This window comes from Acidithiobacillus sp. IBUN Pt1247-S3 (genome assembly GCF_041146875.1).
Lineage (GTDB): Bacteria > Pseudomonadota > Gammaproteobacteria > Acidithiobacillales > Acidithiobacillaceae > Igneacidithiobacillus.
Genome location: NZ_JBFRXP010000020.1, coordinates 1 through 18,223, shown reverse-complemented (window position 1 = coordinate 18,223; position 18,223 = coordinate 1). Strand labels below are relative to the sequence as shown.

The 18,223-nt window shown below is 54.9% G+C and carries 18 protein-coding genes; 14 read left to right on the top strand and 4 right to left on the bottom strand.

Translation table 11 applies throughout. The features are described from left to right. Positions 1–70 precede the first annotated feature (70 nt). From AB4090_RS12405 to AB4090_RS12370, 8 genes are all read left to right on the top strand, one after another. Entirely contained in the window at positions 71–1,546 is a 1,476-nt protein-coding gene (locus AB4090_RS12405; protein WP_369574199.1) for an ATP-binding protein, read from the top strand. Between the two features lie 94 nt (positions 1,547–1,640). Beyond that, a complete protein-coding gene (locus tag AB4090_RS12400) occupies positions 1,641–2,594 on the top strand; it encodes an IS1595 family transposase (protein ID WP_369574198.1) in 954 nt (317 codons plus the stop codon). 257 nt (positions 2,595–2,851) lie between these two features. Then, the gene (locus AB4090_RS12395) at positions 2,852–3,097 is read left to right on the top strand and encodes a hypothetical protein (protein WP_369574197.1); all 246 of its coding nucleotides are present in this window, start codon (positions 2,852–2,854) and stop codon (positions 3,095–3,097) included. Beyond that, a complete protein-coding gene (locus AB4090_RS12390; protein WP_369574196.1) occupies positions 3,094–4,476 on the top strand; it encodes a sigma-54-dependent transcriptional regulator in 1,383 nt (460 codons plus the stop codon). Before AB4090_RS12395 ends, AB4090_RS12390 begins: the two co-directional genes overlap by 4 nt. Positions 4,477–4,565: 89 nt before the next feature. Next, complete coding sequence (locus AB4090_RS12385) at positions 4,566–5,222, top strand: DUF502 domain-containing protein (protein WP_369574195.1); 657 nt, start codon at positions 4,566–4,568, stop codon at positions 5,220–5,222. A gap of 27 nt (positions 5,223–5,249) precedes the next feature. Continuing rightward, entirely contained in the window at positions 5,250–6,149 is a 900-nt protein-coding gene (gene galU, locus AB4090_RS12380) for a UTP--glucose-1-phosphate uridylyltransferase GalU (protein WP_369574194.1), read from the top strand. An 83-nt stretch (positions 6,150–6,232) separates the two neighbouring features. Continuing rightward, positions 6,233–6,562, top strand: a complete 330-nt coding sequence (locus tag AB4090_RS12375) for a DUF3579 domain-containing protein (protein ID WP_369574193.1) — start codon at positions 6,233–6,235, stop codon at positions 6,560–6,562. Continuing rightward, complete coding sequence (locus AB4090_RS12370) at positions 6,562–7,071, top strand: hypothetical protein (protein WP_369574192.1); 510 nt, start codon at positions 6,562–6,564, stop codon at positions 7,069–7,071. The genes AB4090_RS12375 and AB4090_RS12370 overlap by 1 nt, the downstream gene beginning before the upstream one ends. A gap of 3 nt (positions 7,072–7,074) precedes the next feature. Here the strand turns inward: AB4090_RS12370 and AB4090_RS12365 are convergent, their stop codons facing one another. Next, the gene (locus tag AB4090_RS12365; protein ID WP_369574191.1) at positions 7,075–7,650 is read right to left on the bottom strand and encodes a 3-deoxy-D-manno-octulosonic acid transferase; all 576 of its coding nucleotides are present in this window, start codon (positions 7,648–7,650) and stop codon (positions 7,075–7,077) included. Positions 7,651–7,778: 128 nt separating this feature from the next. On the opposite strand from AB4090_RS12365, the gene glgA reads away from it, so the two are divergent. From glgA to AB4090_RS12335, 6 genes are all read left to right on the top strand, one after another. Continuing rightward, entirely contained in the window at positions 7,779–9,218 is a 1,440-nt protein-coding gene (gene glgA / locus AB4090_RS12360) for a glycogen synthase GlgA (protein WP_369574190.1), read from the top strand. 35 nt (positions 9,219–9,253) lie between these two features. After that, positions 9,254–10,645: an MBL fold metallo-hydrolase gene (locus tag AB4090_RS12355; RefSeq protein WP_369574189.1), complete on the top strand. Its 1,392-nt coding sequence runs from the start codon at positions 9,254–9,256 to the stop codon at positions 10,643–10,645. Between the two features lie 73 nt (positions 10,646–10,718). Then, the gene (locus AB4090_RS12350) at positions 10,719–11,141 is read left to right on the top strand and encodes a hypothetical protein (RefSeq protein ID WP_369574188.1); all 423 of its coding nucleotides are present in this window, start codon (positions 10,719–10,721) and stop codon (positions 11,139–11,141) included. Between the two features lie 34 nt (positions 11,142–11,175). After that, positions 11,176–11,811 (top strand): endonuclease III, encoded by a 636-nt coding sequence (nth, locus tag AB4090_RS12345; protein ID WP_369574187.1) that lies wholly within the window; start codon positions 11,176–11,178, stop codon positions 11,809–11,811. Next, a complete protein-coding gene (locus tag AB4090_RS12340; protein ID WP_369574186.1) occupies positions 11,804–12,853 on the top strand; it encodes a hypothetical protein in 1,050 nt (349 codons plus the stop codon). Before nth ends, AB4090_RS12340 begins: the two co-directional genes overlap by 8 nt. Positions 12,854–12,914: 61 nt before the next feature. Further along, the gene (locus tag AB4090_RS12335; protein ID WP_369574185.1) at positions 12,915–13,841 is read left to right on the top strand and encodes a L,D-transpeptidase family protein; all 927 of its coding nucleotides are present in this window, start codon (positions 12,915–12,917) and stop codon (positions 13,839–13,841) included. Positions 13,842–13,890: 49 nt separating this feature from the next. Here the strand turns inward: AB4090_RS12335 and AB4090_RS12330 are convergent, their stop codons facing one another. The 3 genes from AB4090_RS12330 to AB4090_RS12320 form a co-directional block, all read right to left on the bottom strand. Then, a complete protein-coding gene (locus AB4090_RS12330) occupies positions 13,891–14,196 on the bottom strand; it encodes an Lpp/OprI family alanine-zipper lipoprotein (RefSeq protein WP_369574184.1) in 306 nt (101 codons plus the stop codon). A 165-nt stretch (positions 14,197–14,361) separates the two neighbouring features. Beyond that, on the bottom strand, positions 14,362–15,276 hold the full coding sequence (locus AB4090_RS12325; RefSeq protein ID WP_369574183.1) for a hypothetical protein: 915 nt from the start codon (positions 15,274–15,276) through the stop codon (positions 14,362–14,364). 219 nt (positions 15,277–15,495) lie between these two features. Continuing rightward, positions 15,496–17,832: a TonB-dependent receptor gene (locus AB4090_RS12320; RefSeq protein ID WP_369574182.1), complete on the bottom strand. Its 2,337-nt coding sequence runs from the start codon at positions 17,830–17,832 to the stop codon at positions 15,496–15,498. Positions 17,833–18,223 lie beyond the last annotated feature (391 nt).

Below are 18,223 nucleotides of genomic sequence, written 5' to 3'. Positions count from 1 at the left end.
CCCATACCCTTCCTGCCGTGGCCAAAAGGCTACAGTGGCGGAAAGCTAGCGAACGGGTAGACTGTCGAATATGCAAGATCTCGAAGCATCCAGTATCTCCACCATGGTCAGCGAACACACGACGACGGCGAGCTCGGACGCAACTCCCCCACATGGCTCGTTACTGCGGCGGGTACTCTGGTTTGCTCTCGCCATTGTCATCGCGGTGACCACCATCAGCGCACTCGCATTGCAAGCGGTCCACACCTTGCAGGAAAGTAGCAACACCCTGCTCCAAGTAGCCATTCCGCTACAGCGTGATGCGTTGCGCATAAGTGCTTTGCAACAGCAGGCGGAGTTTTATGAACGTCTGGCGCAGGTTCTACCCCAACAAGGCTACCATGAGACCAGTACGCGCCTGCTGCAGCAAGAACAGAATCAACTGGCACAGCTATTGCCCAAATTGGTGGAGCATCCACAGATCGCGGCTGACGTCCGCGCCATTCAAGCGCAATTGCAGAGCTTCGGCCAGGCTGATGCCGAACAACTACATCCACTGCAGACAGCACTCGATGAACGTTTAGCAAAACTCAGTGCCGACCTGCAACAGATGTTTCAGCAAGAAGCAGATCGAGCCGCAGCGGCACGCCAGCATGCCACTTGGCTGATCCTGGCACTGGTCGGTTTTAGTGCAATTCTCGCCATTTTGGTGAGTTGGCGGGTAAAAGTCAGCCTTACCCGTCCACTCCGTTCCATTTCTATGGCGTTAGAGGAGATCGCTGCCGGGAAAAGTGCCTTGGTCGCCGAGGCTGGACCACCAGAATTGCGCGCAGTAGCAAAGAGCATTTCGCTCATGCAACAACGCTTGGAGGAAGAGGAAAAATTGCGCCATCTCTTTCTGAGCCAGATTTCCCATGAGCTAAAGACCCCTCTGGCATCCGCCCGTTCCGGCGCAGACCTGCTCCTCAGTGAACGTTTTGGCGCGCTGGACACTCGGCAGCGAGAAATTCTTGAGATCATCACCCGGCAAATGCATGAGCTCTTCCTTGCTATTCAGGAAATGCTCGACCTGCATGCCCTGCGCGCGCGCAACCTGGATTATCATCTGGAGTCAATCGAGCCCGCGTCGTTGCTTCGGGAGTTTGAGCTACGTTTTCGTAGCCTCCTCGAACAGAAAGGCCAAAAACTACTAGTCAACTGCCAAACGCGCAAAAAGGTAAGCGCCGACCCCCAACGTCTCCTACAGATCTTGAGCAATCTCGTCACCAACGCCTACAAGTATGCACCGGCAGGGAGCCGGATTGAGATTACTGTTGCGGAAGGTCGGCACCGAGTACACTTTCGAGTGCGTGACTATGGCAAAGGAATTCCTGAATCCTTGCTTGAGAAGGTATTTGAGGAATTTTTTCAGGTGCGAGAGAAAGGGGTGCTCAGCAAGGGTACCGGTTTGGGTCTACCCATCACGCGGGAGTTGGTCGAGGCGCAGGGTGGAAAAATCTTGTTACGCAATGCAGAACCAGGGCTCTTGGCAGAATTCTGGCTACCCTACGGTGATACCGATGCCTAAGCATTACCTGATTAGCACGATGATTCCGCTGCATTTTCGGTTCGGTGCGCCGTTGTGGTATAATGCGTTGATTATTATGGCATAGAGGTGTCCCATGGCGATGAATCGTGTGCAGTTTCAGAAAGGGTTGTCTCTCCCCGAATTCATACAGCGCTTTGGTACGGAGGAGCCGTGCGCTGCGGCACTGGAAATGGCCCGCTGGCCGGACGGATTTCATTGCCCCCAGTGCGGCGGTACCCAGCATTCTGTTCTGAAAGGCGGTTCGCGCAAGACGTTTCAGTGCAGCCATTGTCGTCACCAGACTTCCCTGATTGCCGGAACCCTCTTTCAAGGTACCCGCTTGCCCCTGACGACTTGGTTTCTGGCACTTTATCTGATCAGCCAGGCCAAAACGGGGCTGTCCGCACTGGCGCTGAAGCGCCAATTGGGCGTCAGCTATCCCACGGCCTGGCGCATCCATCACAAACTCATGCAGTCCATGCTGGAGCGGGAAGCGCTCTACACGCTCCAAGGCGCGGTACAAGCCGATGATGCCTATCTGGGAGGAGAAAATCCCGGTGGCAAGCCTGGACGGGGCTCCGAGAACAAAGTGCCCTTTGTCGCCGCGGTCTCGGTCGATGCAAAGGGTCATCCCGTCTACGCGCGATTTACCGCAATCAAGGAATTTACCAGTACCGCCATAGAAGGCTGGGCACGCAGCACATTCGATACGGGCTGTCAGGTCCTGACCGATGGTCTCCCTTGCTTCAACGGGATAGCCGATGCGGGGCGTTCCCATGCGGTGGTCGTCGCTGGTGGCCGCAAACCCCGGGATTTGCCCCAGTTCGGATGGGTCAATACCGTGCTGGGCAATCTCAAAACCGGCCTTTCCGGTGCTTACCATGCCTTTAAGTTTCGGAAATATGCGCAACGTTATCTCTCCACCATGACTTACCGCTTCAACCGCCGTTTTAACCTGGCAACATTACCTATGAGCTTGCTTCGTGCAGCCATCAACACAGGACCCCGGCCAGAGCGCTGGCTACGCGCAGCGGAATCATCGTGCTAATCAGGAAGCATTATGTCGCTCTTTTTTCTGTTGGTTTATCTCTGTTGCTGAGTGCTTGCGCACAGCAACTACCTCTATCGACCACGTCGGCGCCTATTCCAGCCAATAGTGAAAGAGCGTTGCTCCATGCCCTCGGCAACTGTGGCGCGGCAAATTCGCTAGCGTGTGCACAAATTCATCTCGCACTGGCCCAGAACTACCTCCGCCAGCAACCACTCAGCCGATCGAATGTCGCGGCGGCACATTCGGAGCTACAAATGGCAGCGCAAAATTCAGACCTGGTGAAACAAGTCCAAGGATGGCGCAACCTAAGTGCTTCCTGGTTACAACTTGCCGCACATTCAGATTACCCAAGCGCACACCAGCGCGTTGACACGCCTGTACTTGCTGAGCAGATGGAGAAGCTAGCCGCAGAAAATGCTGCACAAAAGGCCAAACTCACACAGCTAAATTCTTTGTTACAGTCCGAGGCTAAAAAGAGCCTGCAGGAGAAAGCCAAATGAAGGAAGAGCCTTACCTGGCAACGATCTATGTGGTCGATGATGATCCGGATTTTTTGCGTGTACTGGGCTTATGGCTAGAAAGCGAGGGACATCAAGTCGTTACCTTCGACCACCCAGCAGCGTTACTCGAACAGCTAGGCAAGAAATTGCCCGATCTACTGATCAGCGACCTACGCATGCCGGAGATCGACGGTATGGAGCTCCTCGAGCGTGTGCAAGAGCAAGACCCAGACCTTCCCGTACTATTACTTACGGCACACGGTAGTATCCCCAACGCCGTGGCCGCCATGCGTGCCAATGCTTTTGGCTACCTGGCCAAGCCATTTCGCTATGAGGAATTGCAAGAGCTCATCCAGTCTTCCCTAGAGCAATGGCAGAGCAAACAGGAAAGCCGACATTTGCGCGAGGCCATACGCCAACAGGCAAATCGTTCCCTCCTCTATCGCAGCCGAGCGATGACGGAACTCATGGAAGACGTTGCGCGCGTGGCCGCTACCCAGGCGAGCGTATTCCTCTCTGGCGAAAGCGGCGTTGGCAAAGAGCGGGTTGCACGCGCCATCCATGGCGCCAGCCCACGCAAGAGTGGGCCATTTCTGGCCATCAATTGTGGGGCAATTGCTGCCGATGTCGCCGAGAGCGAACTCTTTGGCCACGTGAAAGGATCCTTTACCGGCGCTAGCTCCGACCATCCCGGATTAATTCGCAGCGCACACGGTGGGACGCTGTTTCTCGATGAGGTAGCCGATCTCCCCCTTCCCTTGCAGGTCAAATTGCTCCGGGTATTGCAAGAGGGACGGGTACGGCCCGTCGGTGGACGGGAGGAATACCCTGTGGACCTGCGCGTTATTAGTGCCACTCACCAGGATATTCATGCACTACTTAGCGGCGGTGGCTTTCGTGAGGATCTCTATTATCGTTTGCACGTCATTCCCTTGCGCGTCCCCAACTTAGCCGAGCGCCCCGAAGACATTTTGCTACTCGCGCAGCATTTCCTTGATCGCGAGGCCACGCGCCTCGGCAGAGAGATACATGGCTTTGCTTCCGAGGCAATGGACAAGCTCCTCCAACGCCCCTGGCCTGGTAACGTTCGTGAATTGGAAAATGTCGTTGTGCAAGCCGTGGCCCTGAGTAACGAAACCTGGATTCCGAACGGCGCCATCCCTGATTCGGGGCGCGGAGCAGCAACACCCGCCTTCACTCAATTACAGGAAGCCAAGGCCGAATTTGAGCGCGACTATTTGCAACGCTTGTTATGTAGTACCGACGGCAACATATCGAGAGCCGCGCGCATTGCCGGACGACACCGCACTGACCTCTATAAGTTGATGCGCAAACATCAATTACGACCGGAGGACTTCAAAGATGCGGCAGAGGCATGACACGCCAACTGCGGGTGATAAACTGTTGCAGTCGCGGGTATACTTGTCTGCGAGTTGCTAATTGAGGCCTTCATAACACTATGCTGCCAATGCCGAACCCCAAGGTGACCCTGCAGCGGCGCTGGCACCCGCGCCGTTGGTTCATCCAGGGCCTGCTCATTTCCCTGCCGATTGGCTTGACCATCTATGTCGTCCTCATGGTGGGTGGCTGGGTGGACAGTATCTTTGCCGCGCCTATCCAGGCCATCTTCGGCATGGATATCCCCGGATTAGGCATTATCCTCACCTTGCTCTGCATCTTTGCCGTGGGCTTCTTGGCATCCCACGTACTTACCGCCTGGATCTTCGAACGCATCAATATGTTGCTCGAACGAATCCCGGTATTACACAGTATCTACAGCACCATTCAAGAAACCGTAGAACTCCTTTTTGGTGGCAAAGAACGCGGTTTCCGTAGCGCGGTTTTGCTGCGGCAGGGCGGCGATATGGGTTATCTGGTGGGGCTGATTACCCGCGATCATCTGGCGGAGCTACCCACGATTGCCGACGAGGATTGTGTAGCAGTATTCATCCCCATGAGTTACGGCGTGGGCGGATTTACCTGCGTAGTGCCGCGCAGCAAGATCATCCCACTGCCAGATCTAAGCCCGCAGCAAGCACTGCGCTTTGCCATGGCAGGCGGAGTAGGTAGTGGACGAGCGGCACGCGACAAGGCCCTGCAAACGGAAAATCCGGAACAAAGTTAATGTTTTCATCATCCCAGCGGAGGTAACATGGATCGTGTACGCAAAGCAGTCTTTCCCGTAGCTGGTCTCGGCACCAGATTTTTGCCAGCCACCAAGGCCAGCCCCAAGGAAATGCTACCTGTAGTCGACAAACCTCTCATTCAATACGCCGTCGAGGAGGCAATCGCTGCGGGTTGTGACCAGATGATTTTCATCACCGGGCGGGGTAAACGCGCCATTGCCGATCACTTCGATGTTTCCTATGAACTTGAGGTGGAGCTGGAAAAAAAGGGAAAACACGCCTTGCTCGAGCAAGTGCGAGCGATCGTCCCGAGCAACGTCAGCATCATTCATCTGCGCCAACCTTACCCCCTGGGGCTCGGTCACGCCGTCTCGATGGCACAGCCTGTGGTGGGCGATGAACCATTCGCAGTGCTATTAGCTGATGATCTTATGTTGGCTAAAGAACCTGTGTTGGCACAGATGGTAGATCAGTACCATCGTTATCAGGCTGGCATACTGGGAGTGGAGGAAATCCCCTATGAGCATAGTACGCGCTATGGCGTTGTCGAAGCGCGTGCTTGGGACGAACAAATCTATCAGGTCAGCCGTATCGTGGAAAAACCCAAGCCGGAGGAAGCACCATCCAATCTTGGCGTCGTTGGTCGTTACATCTTACCAGCGCGTATCTTTCACTTTCTCGAAAATACCGCAACCGGTGCGGGAGGCGAGATCCAGCTCACTGATGCCATTGCCAAGTTGCTAAGCGAGCGTCAGGTCTTGGCCTATCGCTTTCAGGGACAGCGCTTCGACTGCGGAGACAAACTGGGGTACCTCGAAGCCACTGTAAATTTTGCCTTGCATCATCCAGAAATCGGCCGGGGATTTGCAAAATATCTGTATGAAAGCGGGATGTGTCAAATGGTGCAAGAAAAAATTGTGGAGTGATCCGGCGGTGATCTCGCCCCCAGGTTTTTCGCTCCGGCGCCTCTTGGGTTATGCTATGCCGCGCTGAAGAGAAAGGGGGCGTAATGATCATCATTGAGGGTGTCAATGACAAGGGCGGCAAGTTCCGCCCCTCGGCTTGGGCAGAGATGCTCATCGAAGGGGTAGGCCTTGCGCACTTTGGCAGTGACCACAAGATTCACTACCTACCGATGATCGAGCCGGCCACCATCAACGGCAATGCCGCGATCATCATGGACGAGGCCCTGGAGCAGTTGCGTCCCGAGGCGTACAAGGAGATCCTCCATTTTGCCAAGGAAAACCGCTTAATGATTCATTACGAAATTGGCACCCTGGCGGAGCGCCGCGCCGCACAGAAAGCCGCCAAACAGGCCGACTCCCGGCGTTCTTCCTGATGACTCCTAACCAAGCCGCACGGCGGCGTTTCGCCATCTTCCTTTTTGCGGCGATTGGCCTGTACGGAATTTTTGCAATCATCCTTAGCTGGCAAGTCATCCAGAAGCAAGACAGCGTGCGCAACAACCTCAGTATCGCGCTGAACTCCATTGATTTCCTGCATCAGCGCCAACTGGATCTGGATACCAACCCGAGCAGTCGCCAGGACATCCTATCGGCTTGGGAAAACCACCGTGCCCTGTGGGTGGGCAGCAATGCGCAGCGCTGGAGCCAAGCCTTTCTCAGCGAATGGAACAACGCAGCAGTTCCACCCGCCTGCGGGGCAGCGGGAGCGGCGTTCATATTAGGCAAGGTGCCGGCGAACAAAAGCGCGCGGGCTTGCCATGTGTATCTGGCAATTGTCGATGGCCGCATCCAGGTTACCGGATACGACACGCAGGGCGCGGCAATGGATAATTTCTACGAGTCGTTGTATCCCTTTCGCGTAGACAGCAATCCCACACACTAACCGTTACAAACTCCGCCCTTGGCCACGCCACCAAGCCTGTGCCTTGGCCGCGGTCTCTGTTGCGCTGGTGGGGTCTTTGAGCCAATCCCGCGCCTGCTCAACAATCTCTTCATTTGTTGCCGCATAGCGAGCGCCGCCGGCCTCGAGTAGGCCGCGTCGCTCAGCGCTGTCCGGCATTTGGGGTCCGAGGAGAAGTGGACAGCCAGCACGAATAGGGCTCTCCAAGTCCACTGCACCCCCATTTAAGGTGCCACCAGGCACACAGAAATCGGCACAGGCGTAAAAGGCATCGCGCATGGCAATCGTCTCGACAAAGTACACCCGCGTTTTGATCGGCACGTAACTGGTGAACAAGCGACTATGGCGAATGGTTTGTAGATGGTATTTGAGGGCATCGCGGTAGACCGGCTCGAAGCGCTCTTCGCGGTCGGGAGCAAGAATCATGATCCCCATCTGTACCCGCATCATGGCAAGAAAGCTACTGTAGGCCTCAGGCTCTTCTTCGTTGTGGGTGTTGGGGAAATACACCACGCAACGGTTGCGGTCGCGAAATTCCTTGAAGCGCTCACAGACTTCCATTTTCGTCTTCTCCGGTTTTGAAATTTAGCTTCCGGCATACTACGGCAGGCCGGGAGAACTTTCAAAATTGGCGCCGATAGCTGGTAGTGTTATTTTCACCACAGTTTTTACTGGTTGAGGAGTGCAGTGTGCGTGTTCTCTTTCTTGCCTCGGAGATGGCCCCCTACGCCAAAACTGGGGGGCTCGGTGACGTAATCGGTGCCCTTCCCGGACAACTGCGGGCCGAGGGGATCGAAACTTGGGTATTACAGCCCTACTATGGCAAACCAGAAATACCACACCTACGCTACTTAGGCAGCTTCACCCCTCCCTATACCGAGCACCAGGGAGAGATCTGGTGTTTGCCTGCGGAGCCGAACACGCTGTTTTTGCGCGAACCTGGCTACTACGAGCGCGGCGGCATTTACCAAGATCTCTATGGACAGGATTGGCCAGACAACGCTGAGCGCTACGCCTATCTCAATCGCATGGGCGTGGAACTTGCCCAAGGTCGTATCCCCTTTTTGCCGGGGCGCATGGACCTACTGCACGCGCACGATTGGCAGGCAGCCTTGGCACCTTATCTCCTGGCCTTGGAAAGTCGTATTGGCGCGCCACGCCCGGCAACCCTGCTCAGCATCCACAATCTGGCCTACCAAGGGCGCTTTTTGCCGTCGCTACTTAGTGCCTTGCACCTGCCAACGGAAGACTTTCACCCGGCGGGTACGGAACTCTATGGCAGTTTTTCTTTCCTGAAAGCGGGACTGATCTACGCCGACGCCTTGAGTACCGTCAGTCCGCGCTACGCCCAGGAGATCCAGACGGAGACCTTTGGTATGGGACTCGCCGGCCTCTTGCAAGCACGCAGCGGGGACCTAACCGGCATCCTCAATGGGATTGATGACACCCGTTGGAATCCTACGGCCGACCCCTATTTGGTCGCCCACTATGACACCGACAATCTCGCCGGCAAGGCGCGCTGCAAAAGTGCCCTGCAAAGCCAGCTAGGGCTCTATCCCGATCCCGAGGTGTTGCTCCTTGGTGTCATTAGCCGTTTCGTCGAGCAAAAAGGCACCGACCTCATACTGCAGCTTGCTCCAGAACTTCTGCACGAACGTATTCAGTTGGTCCTGCTCGGCAGTGGCGAGGCGGACTATCAAAATCGGGCTCGACAGTTGGCAACTGAACATCCCGGACAGGTGGCAGTGCATATCGGATTTGATGAGGGACTCGCGCACCGTATCGAAGCGGGCATTGATGCCTTCCTCATGCCCTCGCGCTTCGAACCTTGTGGGCTGAATCAGATGTTCAGCTTGCGCTATGGCAGTCCGCCCATCGTTCACGCGACTGGAGGGCTTGCCGATACGGTACGCGACATCGATGAGGATGCGCGTGCGGGCAATGGCTTTGTCTTTGCTCCAGCAGACATCGAGGGTTTGCGCGATGCCATCCAGCGGGCCTTGCGCCATTTTCAACACCGAGAACACTGGCGAGAATTGCAACGCCGAGGCATGCGAGGCGACTACGGTTGGCAACATGCAGCGCGGGAGTATGTAGCACTTTACAGACAACTGCGGCCCGGCGCATGATCAAGAAAAGACGATAACAACGAGGAGAACTCATCATGGAAATTTCCTTTCACGGCGCCGCCGGCGGTGTTACCGGTTCTTGCCATCACCTGCAAATTGGTGAACAACAGATTTTAGTGGATTGCGGTATTTTTCAGGGTGAGGGAGACATCGCCAAAGAAAATGCCGCTGATTTTGGTTTTGATCCCAAAGACATCGATTACCTATTGCTCACCCACGCGCATTTGGATCATTGTGGGCGCATCCCCCTGCTCGTAAAGCGTGGCTTCCGCGGCGAAATTCTTTGCACGGCGGCAACCCGTGATCTGGCGCGATTGGTAATGCTCGACTCTGCCGGGCTCGCCGTCGAAGAGGCGAAACGCGCCAATCGCCGCTTTTCACGTCATGGAGATGAGCTACAGGAGCCACTGTATGAGGTACAGGACGTACTCGATGCCATGGATCGCTTCGGTCGTCTTGCCAACTATGACGAAGTCATCAAGCTCTGCCCAGACATCAGCGTGCGCTTTGGTGATGCCGGCCACATCCTCGGCTCGGCCTGGGTGTACATCGACGCTACAGAAGGTGACAAACGCCAGCGTTTCGTATTTTCTGGCGACTTGGGCAACGCCGGCAAACCCATTATCCGTAGCCCCAGTCCAGCGCCCGAAGTAGATGTTTTGGTGATGGAATGTACCTATGGCGATCGCTTGCACAAGGCCATGCAGCCCTCCATCGGTGAGTTGCGTGACGCCATCCTCGACACCATGCAGCGCGGCGGTAACGCCATCATCCCGACCTTCGCCCTCGAACGTGCCCAGGATCTACTCTATTTTCTGCGCGAGATGATTGAGGCGGGCGAACTACCCAAACAGCTCCCAGTATTTCTGGATTCTCCTATGGCCATCTCCGCTACGGAGATCTTTCGACGCCACCCCGAGTGCTTCAACGAAAGTACCGGCCAGATTTTCCATCATGGGATTGACCCTTTTGCCCTGCCCAATCTGCACTTCACCCGCGAAACGGCGGAATCGATGCAGATCAACCAAATTCACGGCGGCGCAGTAATCATGGCAGGCTCGGGCATGGCGAGCGGCGGCCGCGTTACCCATCATCTCAAACATAATCTCTGGCGCGCGGACAGTAGCGTCATCTTCGTCGGCTATGCGGCGCAGGGGACATTGGCACGGCGCATCATCGACGGCGCCAAGACCGTACATATCTTTGGTGAGGAAATCCAGGTGCGCGCCAAGGTACACACCATCGGTGGTTTCTCGGCCCATGCCGACCACGACGAATTGCTCCGCTGGTACGGTGCCAAGCAGCGTCCTGCGCATACCTTTTTGGTTCATGGTGAGGACAACGGCCGCGAGGGCATCGCCAAGATTCTGCGTGAGCGTGATCTAGCGTACCACTGCCCGGTCATTGGAGATCATTATTCCCTCTAAAAAATCCCTAACTATCCGCAAAAGCGGGAAGCAGTCTATAATCACCCAGTTTTTCCGCACATAGGAGCAGTCCATGGCAGGTCATTTTCCGTTCTCTGGTAAAGCCAACCGCGTTTCCGTTTATGCCTTCTTTGAGGCGCATGACTGGAGTTTGGAAGCGCAGGAGAAATATTTTGAACAGTGGTACGAATGGACGAAGAACTACGTTCTCAGTGATACAGATCTGAAAGCTAGCAAAGGTGTGCTCTTTACCGGCGAACATTTCCATTTTGGCACTCACGCTGACCACGACTTCCATCTCCATGGCTATGCCGTTGCCACCCGGCTATTGGATCTCGGCGAGTTCATCAAGGGCGCCATTTTCCCGAAGATGGATCACGATGCCATGCACGCGTTAGAGCACGAACACCACGAGTGGGTAAAGGCAACGGACGCTGTCGGTGCTGAACATCCCCGTCCCGAGGCACCAGAAATCGGCCGTTACCGGCACGTCTGATAGATAGCATCCCGCAGCAAGCGCGGGATCTGTGATGGACCAGGAGTCGATAGCACATTGTTTTGCCGCCCTGCGGGCCGCAATTCCGGAGCCGCGCACGGAGTTGCACTATGCCTCTCCCTTTCAGCTCCTGGTTGCTGTAGTGTTGTCGGCGCAGAGTACGGATAAAACGGTCAACCTCTGCACCGCCAACCTCTTCACCGCCGCGCCAGATGCACAAGGCTTGTGGGATCTGGGAGAAGAGAAAATCCGTGAATTCATCCGTCATCTCGGTCTCTTCAATACCAAGGCGCGCAATGTACATGCCTTGGCCGGGATCGTGCTGCACGAATATCATGGCGAGGTGCCGCGAGACCGACAGGCATTGGAGTCCTTGCCGGGAGTTGGGCGCAAAACCGCCAACGTCATCCTCAACACGATCTTTGCCGAGCCTACGATCGCTGTCGATACGCACATTTTCCGCGTCGCCAATCGGATCGGCATTGCTTCAGGCAAAACCCCCCGTGCGGTCGAAGACAAGCTGTTGCAGGTCGTACCACCAGAATACCTACTCGACGCCCATCATCTCTTGATCCTGCACGGTCGCTACACCTGCACGGCACGTAAACCGCAGTGTCGCGCCTGCCCACTACAAAGCTGTTGTACCTGGCCCGACAAAAATCTTGGCTGAGGACGCCGTTCAATCCGGCTTTGCGATAGGCAATCGGGGGCCAGAGTCTCTCCTCAACGAAGCGGTGGAAATGGCCTTGGGCAGGATGGCCAGACCGATCAGCGGCGCGCTCATTGCTTTCAGCCCCAGCCACCTGCCGCTCCCGCATGCTGCCTTACAGCAGCTTGCCGGGCGCTTACGCTGTCTACAAATCCGTGCCGCCTCCTTCCCTGGAGTGATCAGCGACCAAGGCAGCACAGTGGGGCAAGCCGCCTGTGCCGTCTTGCTGTTTTCCCCACCGCTTGGATTGGCTGGCCGAGGCGCTAATACGTTGCTCTGGGCTGGGCCACAGCAATTAGTAGACGGCGAACTGAGCGCAGAGGCGCGCGCAGACTGCGGCCTCATCAGCAACAAACATGCGTGGTTTTGGCAATACCGCGAGCAACAGGCAATGCTGCGCAGCACCTTTCTCGGGCCGCTACGACATCGACAATTCGTATCCTCCGGCATCAGCCCCCTGACCCCACTCTTCCCCTATGTTCGCCAGGAAGGCGCCTTACTCCTGCAATTGGAACGCTATTCCGCTCTTCCTCTTTTGGCGCGCAATATTCCCTTTGCGCTGCGGGAGGCACCACGGCTACCGCTAGACCGGCTATTGCTTGGCGAGCGCGATAAGGACTCTCATACCCGTTATTTGCATATCGTGGCTACCGACGCCAACCGGAGTGGACTCTGGCTGGAACGCCCACTGCGCGCCAACACCCAGGCCTTTATCGCCTGGCGCAATCCAGAAACAGCTTTGCGCGACACGCGCACTGTTCTGGAGCGTGCCCGAAACGAGTGGGGCACGCCCTGTTTTGCCTGGATCAGCTGCTCTGGCGCTCGGGCTCCGGAGTTCTTTCCGCAAGCAGAAAACGACCTCACATTGTGGCGGGAGCACTTCCCTCACTGTCCGATTTTGGGAAGTTTTGCGCAGGCAGAAGTCTCTGTGGGAGCAACGGGATCGGAGCTCACACGATTCAGTGCGGTTTTCGACCTGTTTTATCGAGAAGATGGCGAGTAAGGTTGACCTGCGAATGAGCTCTGGCAAACTCCTGATACGGTTATCGCTAAGAGATTTTCCTATGCGCCCAGCGCTTCTGCTATTTTTTCTTTCCTGTTTCAGCGGCGTAGCGGCGGCTGCCACCTATCCGCTAGCGGATGACAACGACAATGTGGTAGGGGAAATTCGTTACCTGAGCGCAAGCCACGACGACACCTTAGTCGATATCGCGCGCGATCACGATATTGGTTATGACGCCTTGCGCGCAGCCAACCCCCAAGTAGACGCTTGGCTTCCTGGGGCGGGAACACAAATCCTGCTCCCCAGCGAATACATCCTACCGGTCGCGCCCCATCAGGGTATCGTCATCGACCTACCCGCCATGCGTCTATTCTATTATCCTGCAGGTGGGAAAACGGTAGAGACATTTCCCATCGGCATTGGCCGAGAAGGGTGGAACACGCCAATTGGCACCACAAAAATCGCTGCAAGAATACGCAACCCGAGCTGGACGCCACCCGCTAGCATTCGCGTAGAGCACGCAGAGAATGGCGATCCGCTGCCGGCCGTCGTGCCCGCTGGCCCCGATAATCCTCTAGGGCAATACGCGCTCCGCCTTGCCTGGCCGGGGTATTTGATCCATGGAACCAACAAGCCTTATGGCGTCGGTATGCGCGTCAGCCATGGGTGTATTCGACTACTGCCGCGCGACATCGAAACGTTGTTTGAACAGGTCACACCCGGCACCAGCGTACACGTCGTCAACCAACCCTGGCTTTGGGGGCAGCGGGACGGCTCTTATTATTTACAGGTATTTCCGCCACTGCAGGACAAGCAAGGTGGGGCGGATCAAGAAGGGGCCTTTCGCCACTGGCTGCAAGGGCAGGTTCCTGATGGCATTTCCATATCCTGGGAAAAGGCTCTGCTGGTTTTCCACCAAGCCGATGGGGTGCCAACGCTGATAGCAATTCGTGACCAATACACCCCCGCAGATCGAGAAAGTAGATAAAAAAAGCCCCGCAAGAGCGGGGCTTCTCGTTTTACCGGTGTGGCAAAACTTACTTCATCATCGCCTTCTTGAACATCCGCTCCACCTTCTCATTGGCCTCTTCAGCCTTCTGGTTGGCGGCATTGGCGGTGCTCATCGCCTGGTCGGCAGTGCTCTGCGCGGCATTGGCCTTGCTCAGGGCATCATTGGCGGTGTTCTGCGCGCCATTGGCCTTGGCGAGCGCCTCGTTGGCGGTAGACTGCGCGGCATCAGCCTTAGCAGCAACCTTGGCCAGGTCGGAACTGGTGGCACAGCCAGCCAGACCCAAAGGCAGGATCAGGGCAGCAACTTTCAACGTGGTGGTCAGCTTGCTCATAACGGTCTCCTCATTTCGGGTGGAATAACGAGCAAAAAATCAAAATAAAACAACGGCATCCGCACTGATCCCGCTTTTGAAACACACAGGCCGCGGATCATCCATCGCACACCGTACGCGCATTTTATTGCGGAAACACAACAAAATTCAATAGACAGAATCCCATTAGCGATGAATACCGTTAGCCCGAGTCCAATCCTGAACATAATTGGGTGCCACGGCAGATGCCGAGAAAGATCCGGGCGGGTAGGGATCTCGGTTTCCACCGAAAAACGCAAGGGTATTGTCATAGGTCTTCGCTGCCAGTTGAGCTATCATCGCCAGAGCAATTCGATTGGACCTGTCCTGCGCATAGACAGAACACTGATGAAAATACTTGTCCATCTTGGTTGGGACATTGATTGCAGCATCCGATATGGTGTGGATCTCCACAAAGGGCGTGCGGTTTATAGTGGATACCAAGGCGATGGGATAGTTCCCCGCTTCGTCTACCTCGTGGAAAATTGTCGTGCTCTCTTTGATTGCCCGCACGTTTCGCAGCCAAGCCGCACCAGAACCTTGCGTGCCATATTCCATGATCCATGGCTTGCGTCCCACTTTTCCATGAAGAATGAGGGCTGGCGTGTATTTTGCGACCTCTTGGGCCGCAGAATACGCCATGTGGACCAGTTGTGGATCAGAGTAAAGATATTCTGGGTTTGGATTCCCATCGGCATAGCCTTCATGGTCGCTGACGAGCGCCGTGAACTGCCCTGGCACGATGGTCCCGTCCGCCCGCGACATGTAGTTGCTAAAATTAACGACCCTGGCGCCGATTACTACATCACCCATTGACAACAGGGGTAGATGCGAACCGGCCGTGCCAGGATCGATCAGAATCCGGGGATGAAATACCTGTTCCATCAAATAGGTATCAATGGCCGTCATACTGAAACTGCCAATGGGAGGCGGGGAAGAAAGAACCACCGCTACACCGTCGATGTCTCCGACATCGTAGGTAAAAGCCCCCACCCGATACCGTTCACGGTGTTGCATGCGCGATGTGTACTGCTCGTACGTGTCCGGACTGGCGGGCAACATAACCCCGACTACCACAGCAGAGTGCAGCCGTGCCGGTATTGGAAAGGCCAAACTTGATGTCGCGCGCGCGCAGGCCGGACCTGTGAAGAAAATACAAAGGCTCACCAAGCCAACGAAAAATCTACCAGTCTTTCGTATTGCCCAAAACATTGTACCCTCCAAAAGAAAACGAGGGCGCCCTGCGGCGCACCTCGCGACGGCGATGTAACCGGTCAAGAGTCAATCAAAGCGCACCTGCACATTTCCACCAACAAACACTGGCGCACCAGCCTGGCCTTGCAAGTAGGAGTACGGCGCGAGCATTTGCTCGGCATATACCAAGTAATTGTTATTGAGAATATTGTCGGCATACAGACCCAATTTTACCGACTCAATCATTTCCCAATGCACCGGCATTTCATATGAGGCGGAAAAATCCAACGTATCGTAAGCCGGAAGTGTCAAACCGATGGTCTGCCCCTTGTTGGTGGCCATATATTGCCTACCCACGAAATGTCCTGTCAATGCAGCGTACAGCCCACCATTCTGATACCGCACACCTGCAGTGGCGGTATAAGTCGGGACATAGGGTCGATATTCGCCAGGATAAGAAGTGCCATTGGTACCAACAGATAGAGTGGCATATTTCGCACTGGTGTAGTTGTAGGTTCCGAACAAACCAACATGGTCTACAACAGGAACCTCCAACCCCAGAGTCACGCCTTGGTAAAGCGCAGAGCCATTGTTGTACTCAAACGTCTGCCCAGTCGCAGAATTATAATATTCGCTGAATATATTGCTGAAGTTTCTGCGAAAAAAGGACAGACTCCCAGAGAACACAGCACTCGAATAGCGGGCACCAAAATCATAGCTGATATCACCTTCCGGCTTCACACTAATTGCCGCTGGCGTTGGCGTTGTGCCAATAGCCGAATAGTAGGCGCTGATGTTCGGTACCTTATTAGTTTTTCCCACGCTGAAAAACAGATTTACATCGTGTATAGGTGTATAGGAAAAACCTAAAGATGGTTCCCAGAAATTGTAGGTATTTCCCACATGCCCGCCATAGGTGTAGTAGTACCCAGCCACATCATCACAACCAGTAGTGACAATGTTGTATTTCACGCCTGGATACACGTGCAGTTTTCCATCCAACAAATCGATATTGTCCTGAAGATAAACATAGTTGTAGTTTCTGGTATCATGCTCATTCCAGGCGTTGTTATAGCCATCGATATTCGGCACGGGGCTGCTTCCATACCAATACTCGGCACTGTGGTCCTGGCTATAGTCCACCATGGCGCCTAATTCTACCGTGTTATGTGGAACAAAGAAGGAAACAGATGGCAAAAATCCCACGCTCTGAATATCATCAATATAATTGTGATATTGAGTACCGTTCACGCCAGAACCAAACAACGCGGCAGGATCGTAACTGTTGTTAGTGGATGGCGGGGAGGCCCAAGGTTCTAGGCTTGTTCCTACCGGATACCCATCATAGATCGCGTAGCCATAGTGCTTAGGGTCGTAATATGCGGCGCTAGTAAAAGATGTACGGTTTGCAGACTGCTGCTGAATGAAGACTTTGGTTTTGGCCATCATGTATTCGTTTAGCAGGCTCTTCCAGGATAGGATCACATTCAGCGCATGGGTATGGGTTGCACTATAGGCGACATCCAGGGGCGCCTGATAGGAACGCCCGTATTTGTCAATCAACGCCAGTGGCACCAACGACGGTTGGCGCGCCTGCTCGTTATTATAAACCGCGATAAGTTTGATCTGCGATAGCCCATGATTGTATGGCTGGACAATGGCCGCATAGTAAGAGTTGATGTCCGCGTAGATATTGTTCAAAAAACTGGGCGCGTGCGTATAGGAATACTTAAACAACATTTCTGTACCGGTACCTGGCAACGCACCCGAGTTCACCGCAAAGCCCGATGTATAGTTTCCGCCACGATAACCATATTTTCCACCAGAGGAATTCAGATCCACATAAAAATCGGGCGTGGGTAGAGCTGGCTCATAGGAAATCGTACCGCCCAACGAGTTGATTCCATTCTGGGACGGCTGGTTGGCGCCACTGTAGACCTTGACCGTGGAGATCTGGCCCATCGTCAGGGGAGTATAGGCGTGATCATCGCCGGTTCCGCCGGCGCCACCACGGAATGTATTGATGATGGGGACACCATCAAAATTGGAAGCCATCTGACTACTGGTAAATCCTTGATAGGTAAACTCATTGTCTGTCGCCGACAGATTACCTGGCCCCTGGGAAATCACGTTCATGCCCGGCACATGTTTCAAAACCGACTGGAAGTTCTGTGCTGGAGAGGCATGATCGACGGTCTTTTTGCTCACGGACGTAACCGCCTTCTCCGGTGGGGCAATTTTTTTGACACCGCCAATATCGGTAACCGCTGCGGTGCTCTGTGTATCTGCGGCAACAGCGGCCACTGGTGCACCATCGGCCGCCATAGCGTGGGCAGCAGACAACAAAGATAAGGCCGACAAGACTGCTGTCCACGTCGCCCGCCTACTTATTTTCCCTACTACTTGCTGTGGATGGTGGTCCATATTTTCTCCCTCTTTATCTGCTGATGGTTCACAATGAAACAGCCGGAGGCGACCATGAATCCCGTCTTGCACCCTGAGCGGGGCTCTGATGAGACAGTCACCAGTGGCTGTTGTGGTTAGTTAACAACGGGCAATAGTCATCGATAAAGTGCTATTTTCGCTTATTAGAGATTCGTAAAATGCAACGCAATGGAGTGTTGCAGACAGGGAGAGATCCAGTAGCCAAAAATGAGGCCATGCCCATCTCTCACCACAGTACAACAACATAAATTTACAGCACCAAAACCGGCTTCGTATTGGCGGGATCGGACCAGCTTTCCTCGCCGGTTTCCACATGGCCGGCAAGCTGCCAGCGGTGGCTGTGAGTCTGCACTTCCAGGTCATACCAGTG

What these genes read in the sequence shown, in the direction of transcription:
- AB4090_RS12405 (WP_369574199.1), top strand. Translation starts at nt 71, where the DNA reads ATGCAAGATCTCGAAGCATCCAGTATCTCCACCATGGTCAGCGAACAC.
- AB4090_RS12400 (WP_369574198.1), top strand. Translation starts at nt 1,641, where the DNA reads ATGGCGATGAATCGTGTGCAGTTTCAGAAAGGGTTGTCTCTCCCCGAA.
- AB4090_RS12395 (WP_369574197.1), top strand. Translation starts at nt 2,852, where the DNA reads ATGGCAGCGCAAAATTCAGACCTGGTGAAACAAGTCCAAGGATGGCGC.
- AB4090_RS12390 (WP_369574196.1), top strand. Translation starts at nt 3,094, where the DNA reads ATGAAGGAAGAGCCTTACCTGGCAACGATCTATGTGGTCGATGATGAT.
- AB4090_RS12385 (WP_369574195.1), top strand. Translation starts at nt 4,566, where the DNA reads ATGCCGAACCCCAAGGTGACCCTGCAGCGGCGCTGGCACCCGCGCCGT.
- galU (WP_369574194.1), top strand. Translation starts at nt 5,250, where the DNA reads ATGGATCGTGTACGCAAAGCAGTCTTTCCCGTAGCTGGTCTCGGCACC.
- AB4090_RS12375 (WP_369574193.1), top strand. Translation starts at nt 6,233, where the DNA reads ATGATCATCATTGAGGGTGTCAATGACAAGGGCGGCAAGTTCCGCCCC.
- AB4090_RS12370 (WP_369574192.1), top strand. Translation starts at nt 6,562, where the DNA reads ATGACTCCTAACCAAGCCGCACGGCGGCGTTTCGCCATCTTCCTTTTT.
- AB4090_RS12365 (WP_369574191.1), bottom strand. Translation starts at nt 7,650, where the DNA reads ATGGAAGTCTGTGAGCGCTTCAAGGAATTTCGCGACCGCAACCGTTGC.
- AB4090_RS12355 (WP_369574189.1), top strand. Translation starts at nt 9,254, where the DNA reads ATGGAAATTTCCTTTCACGGCGCCGCCGGCGGTGTTACCGGTTCTTGC.
- AB4090_RS12350 (WP_369574188.1), top strand. Translation starts at nt 10,719, where the DNA reads ATGGCAGGTCATTTTCCGTTCTCTGGTAAAGCCAACCGCGTTTCCGTT.
- nth (WP_369574187.1), top strand. Translation starts at nt 11,176, where the DNA reads ATGGACCAGGAGTCGATAGCACATTGTTTTGCCGCCCTGCGGGCCGCA.
- AB4090_RS12335 (WP_369574185.1), top strand. Translation starts at nt 12,915, where the DNA reads ATGCGCCCAGCGCTTCTGCTATTTTTTCTTTCCTGTTTCAGCGGCGTA.
- AB4090_RS12330 (WP_369574184.1), bottom strand. Translation starts at nt 14,196, where the DNA reads ATGAGCAAGCTGACCACCACGTTGAAAGTTGCTGCCCTGATCCTGCCT.
- AB4090_RS12325 (WP_369574183.1), bottom strand. Translation starts at nt 15,276, where the DNA reads ATGTTGCCCGCCAGTCCGGACACGTACGAGCAGTACACATCGCGCATG.
- AB4090_RS12320 (WP_369574182.1), bottom strand. Translation starts at nt 17,832, where the DNA reads ATGGACCACCATCCACAGCAAGTAGTAGGGAAAATAAGTAGGCGGGCG.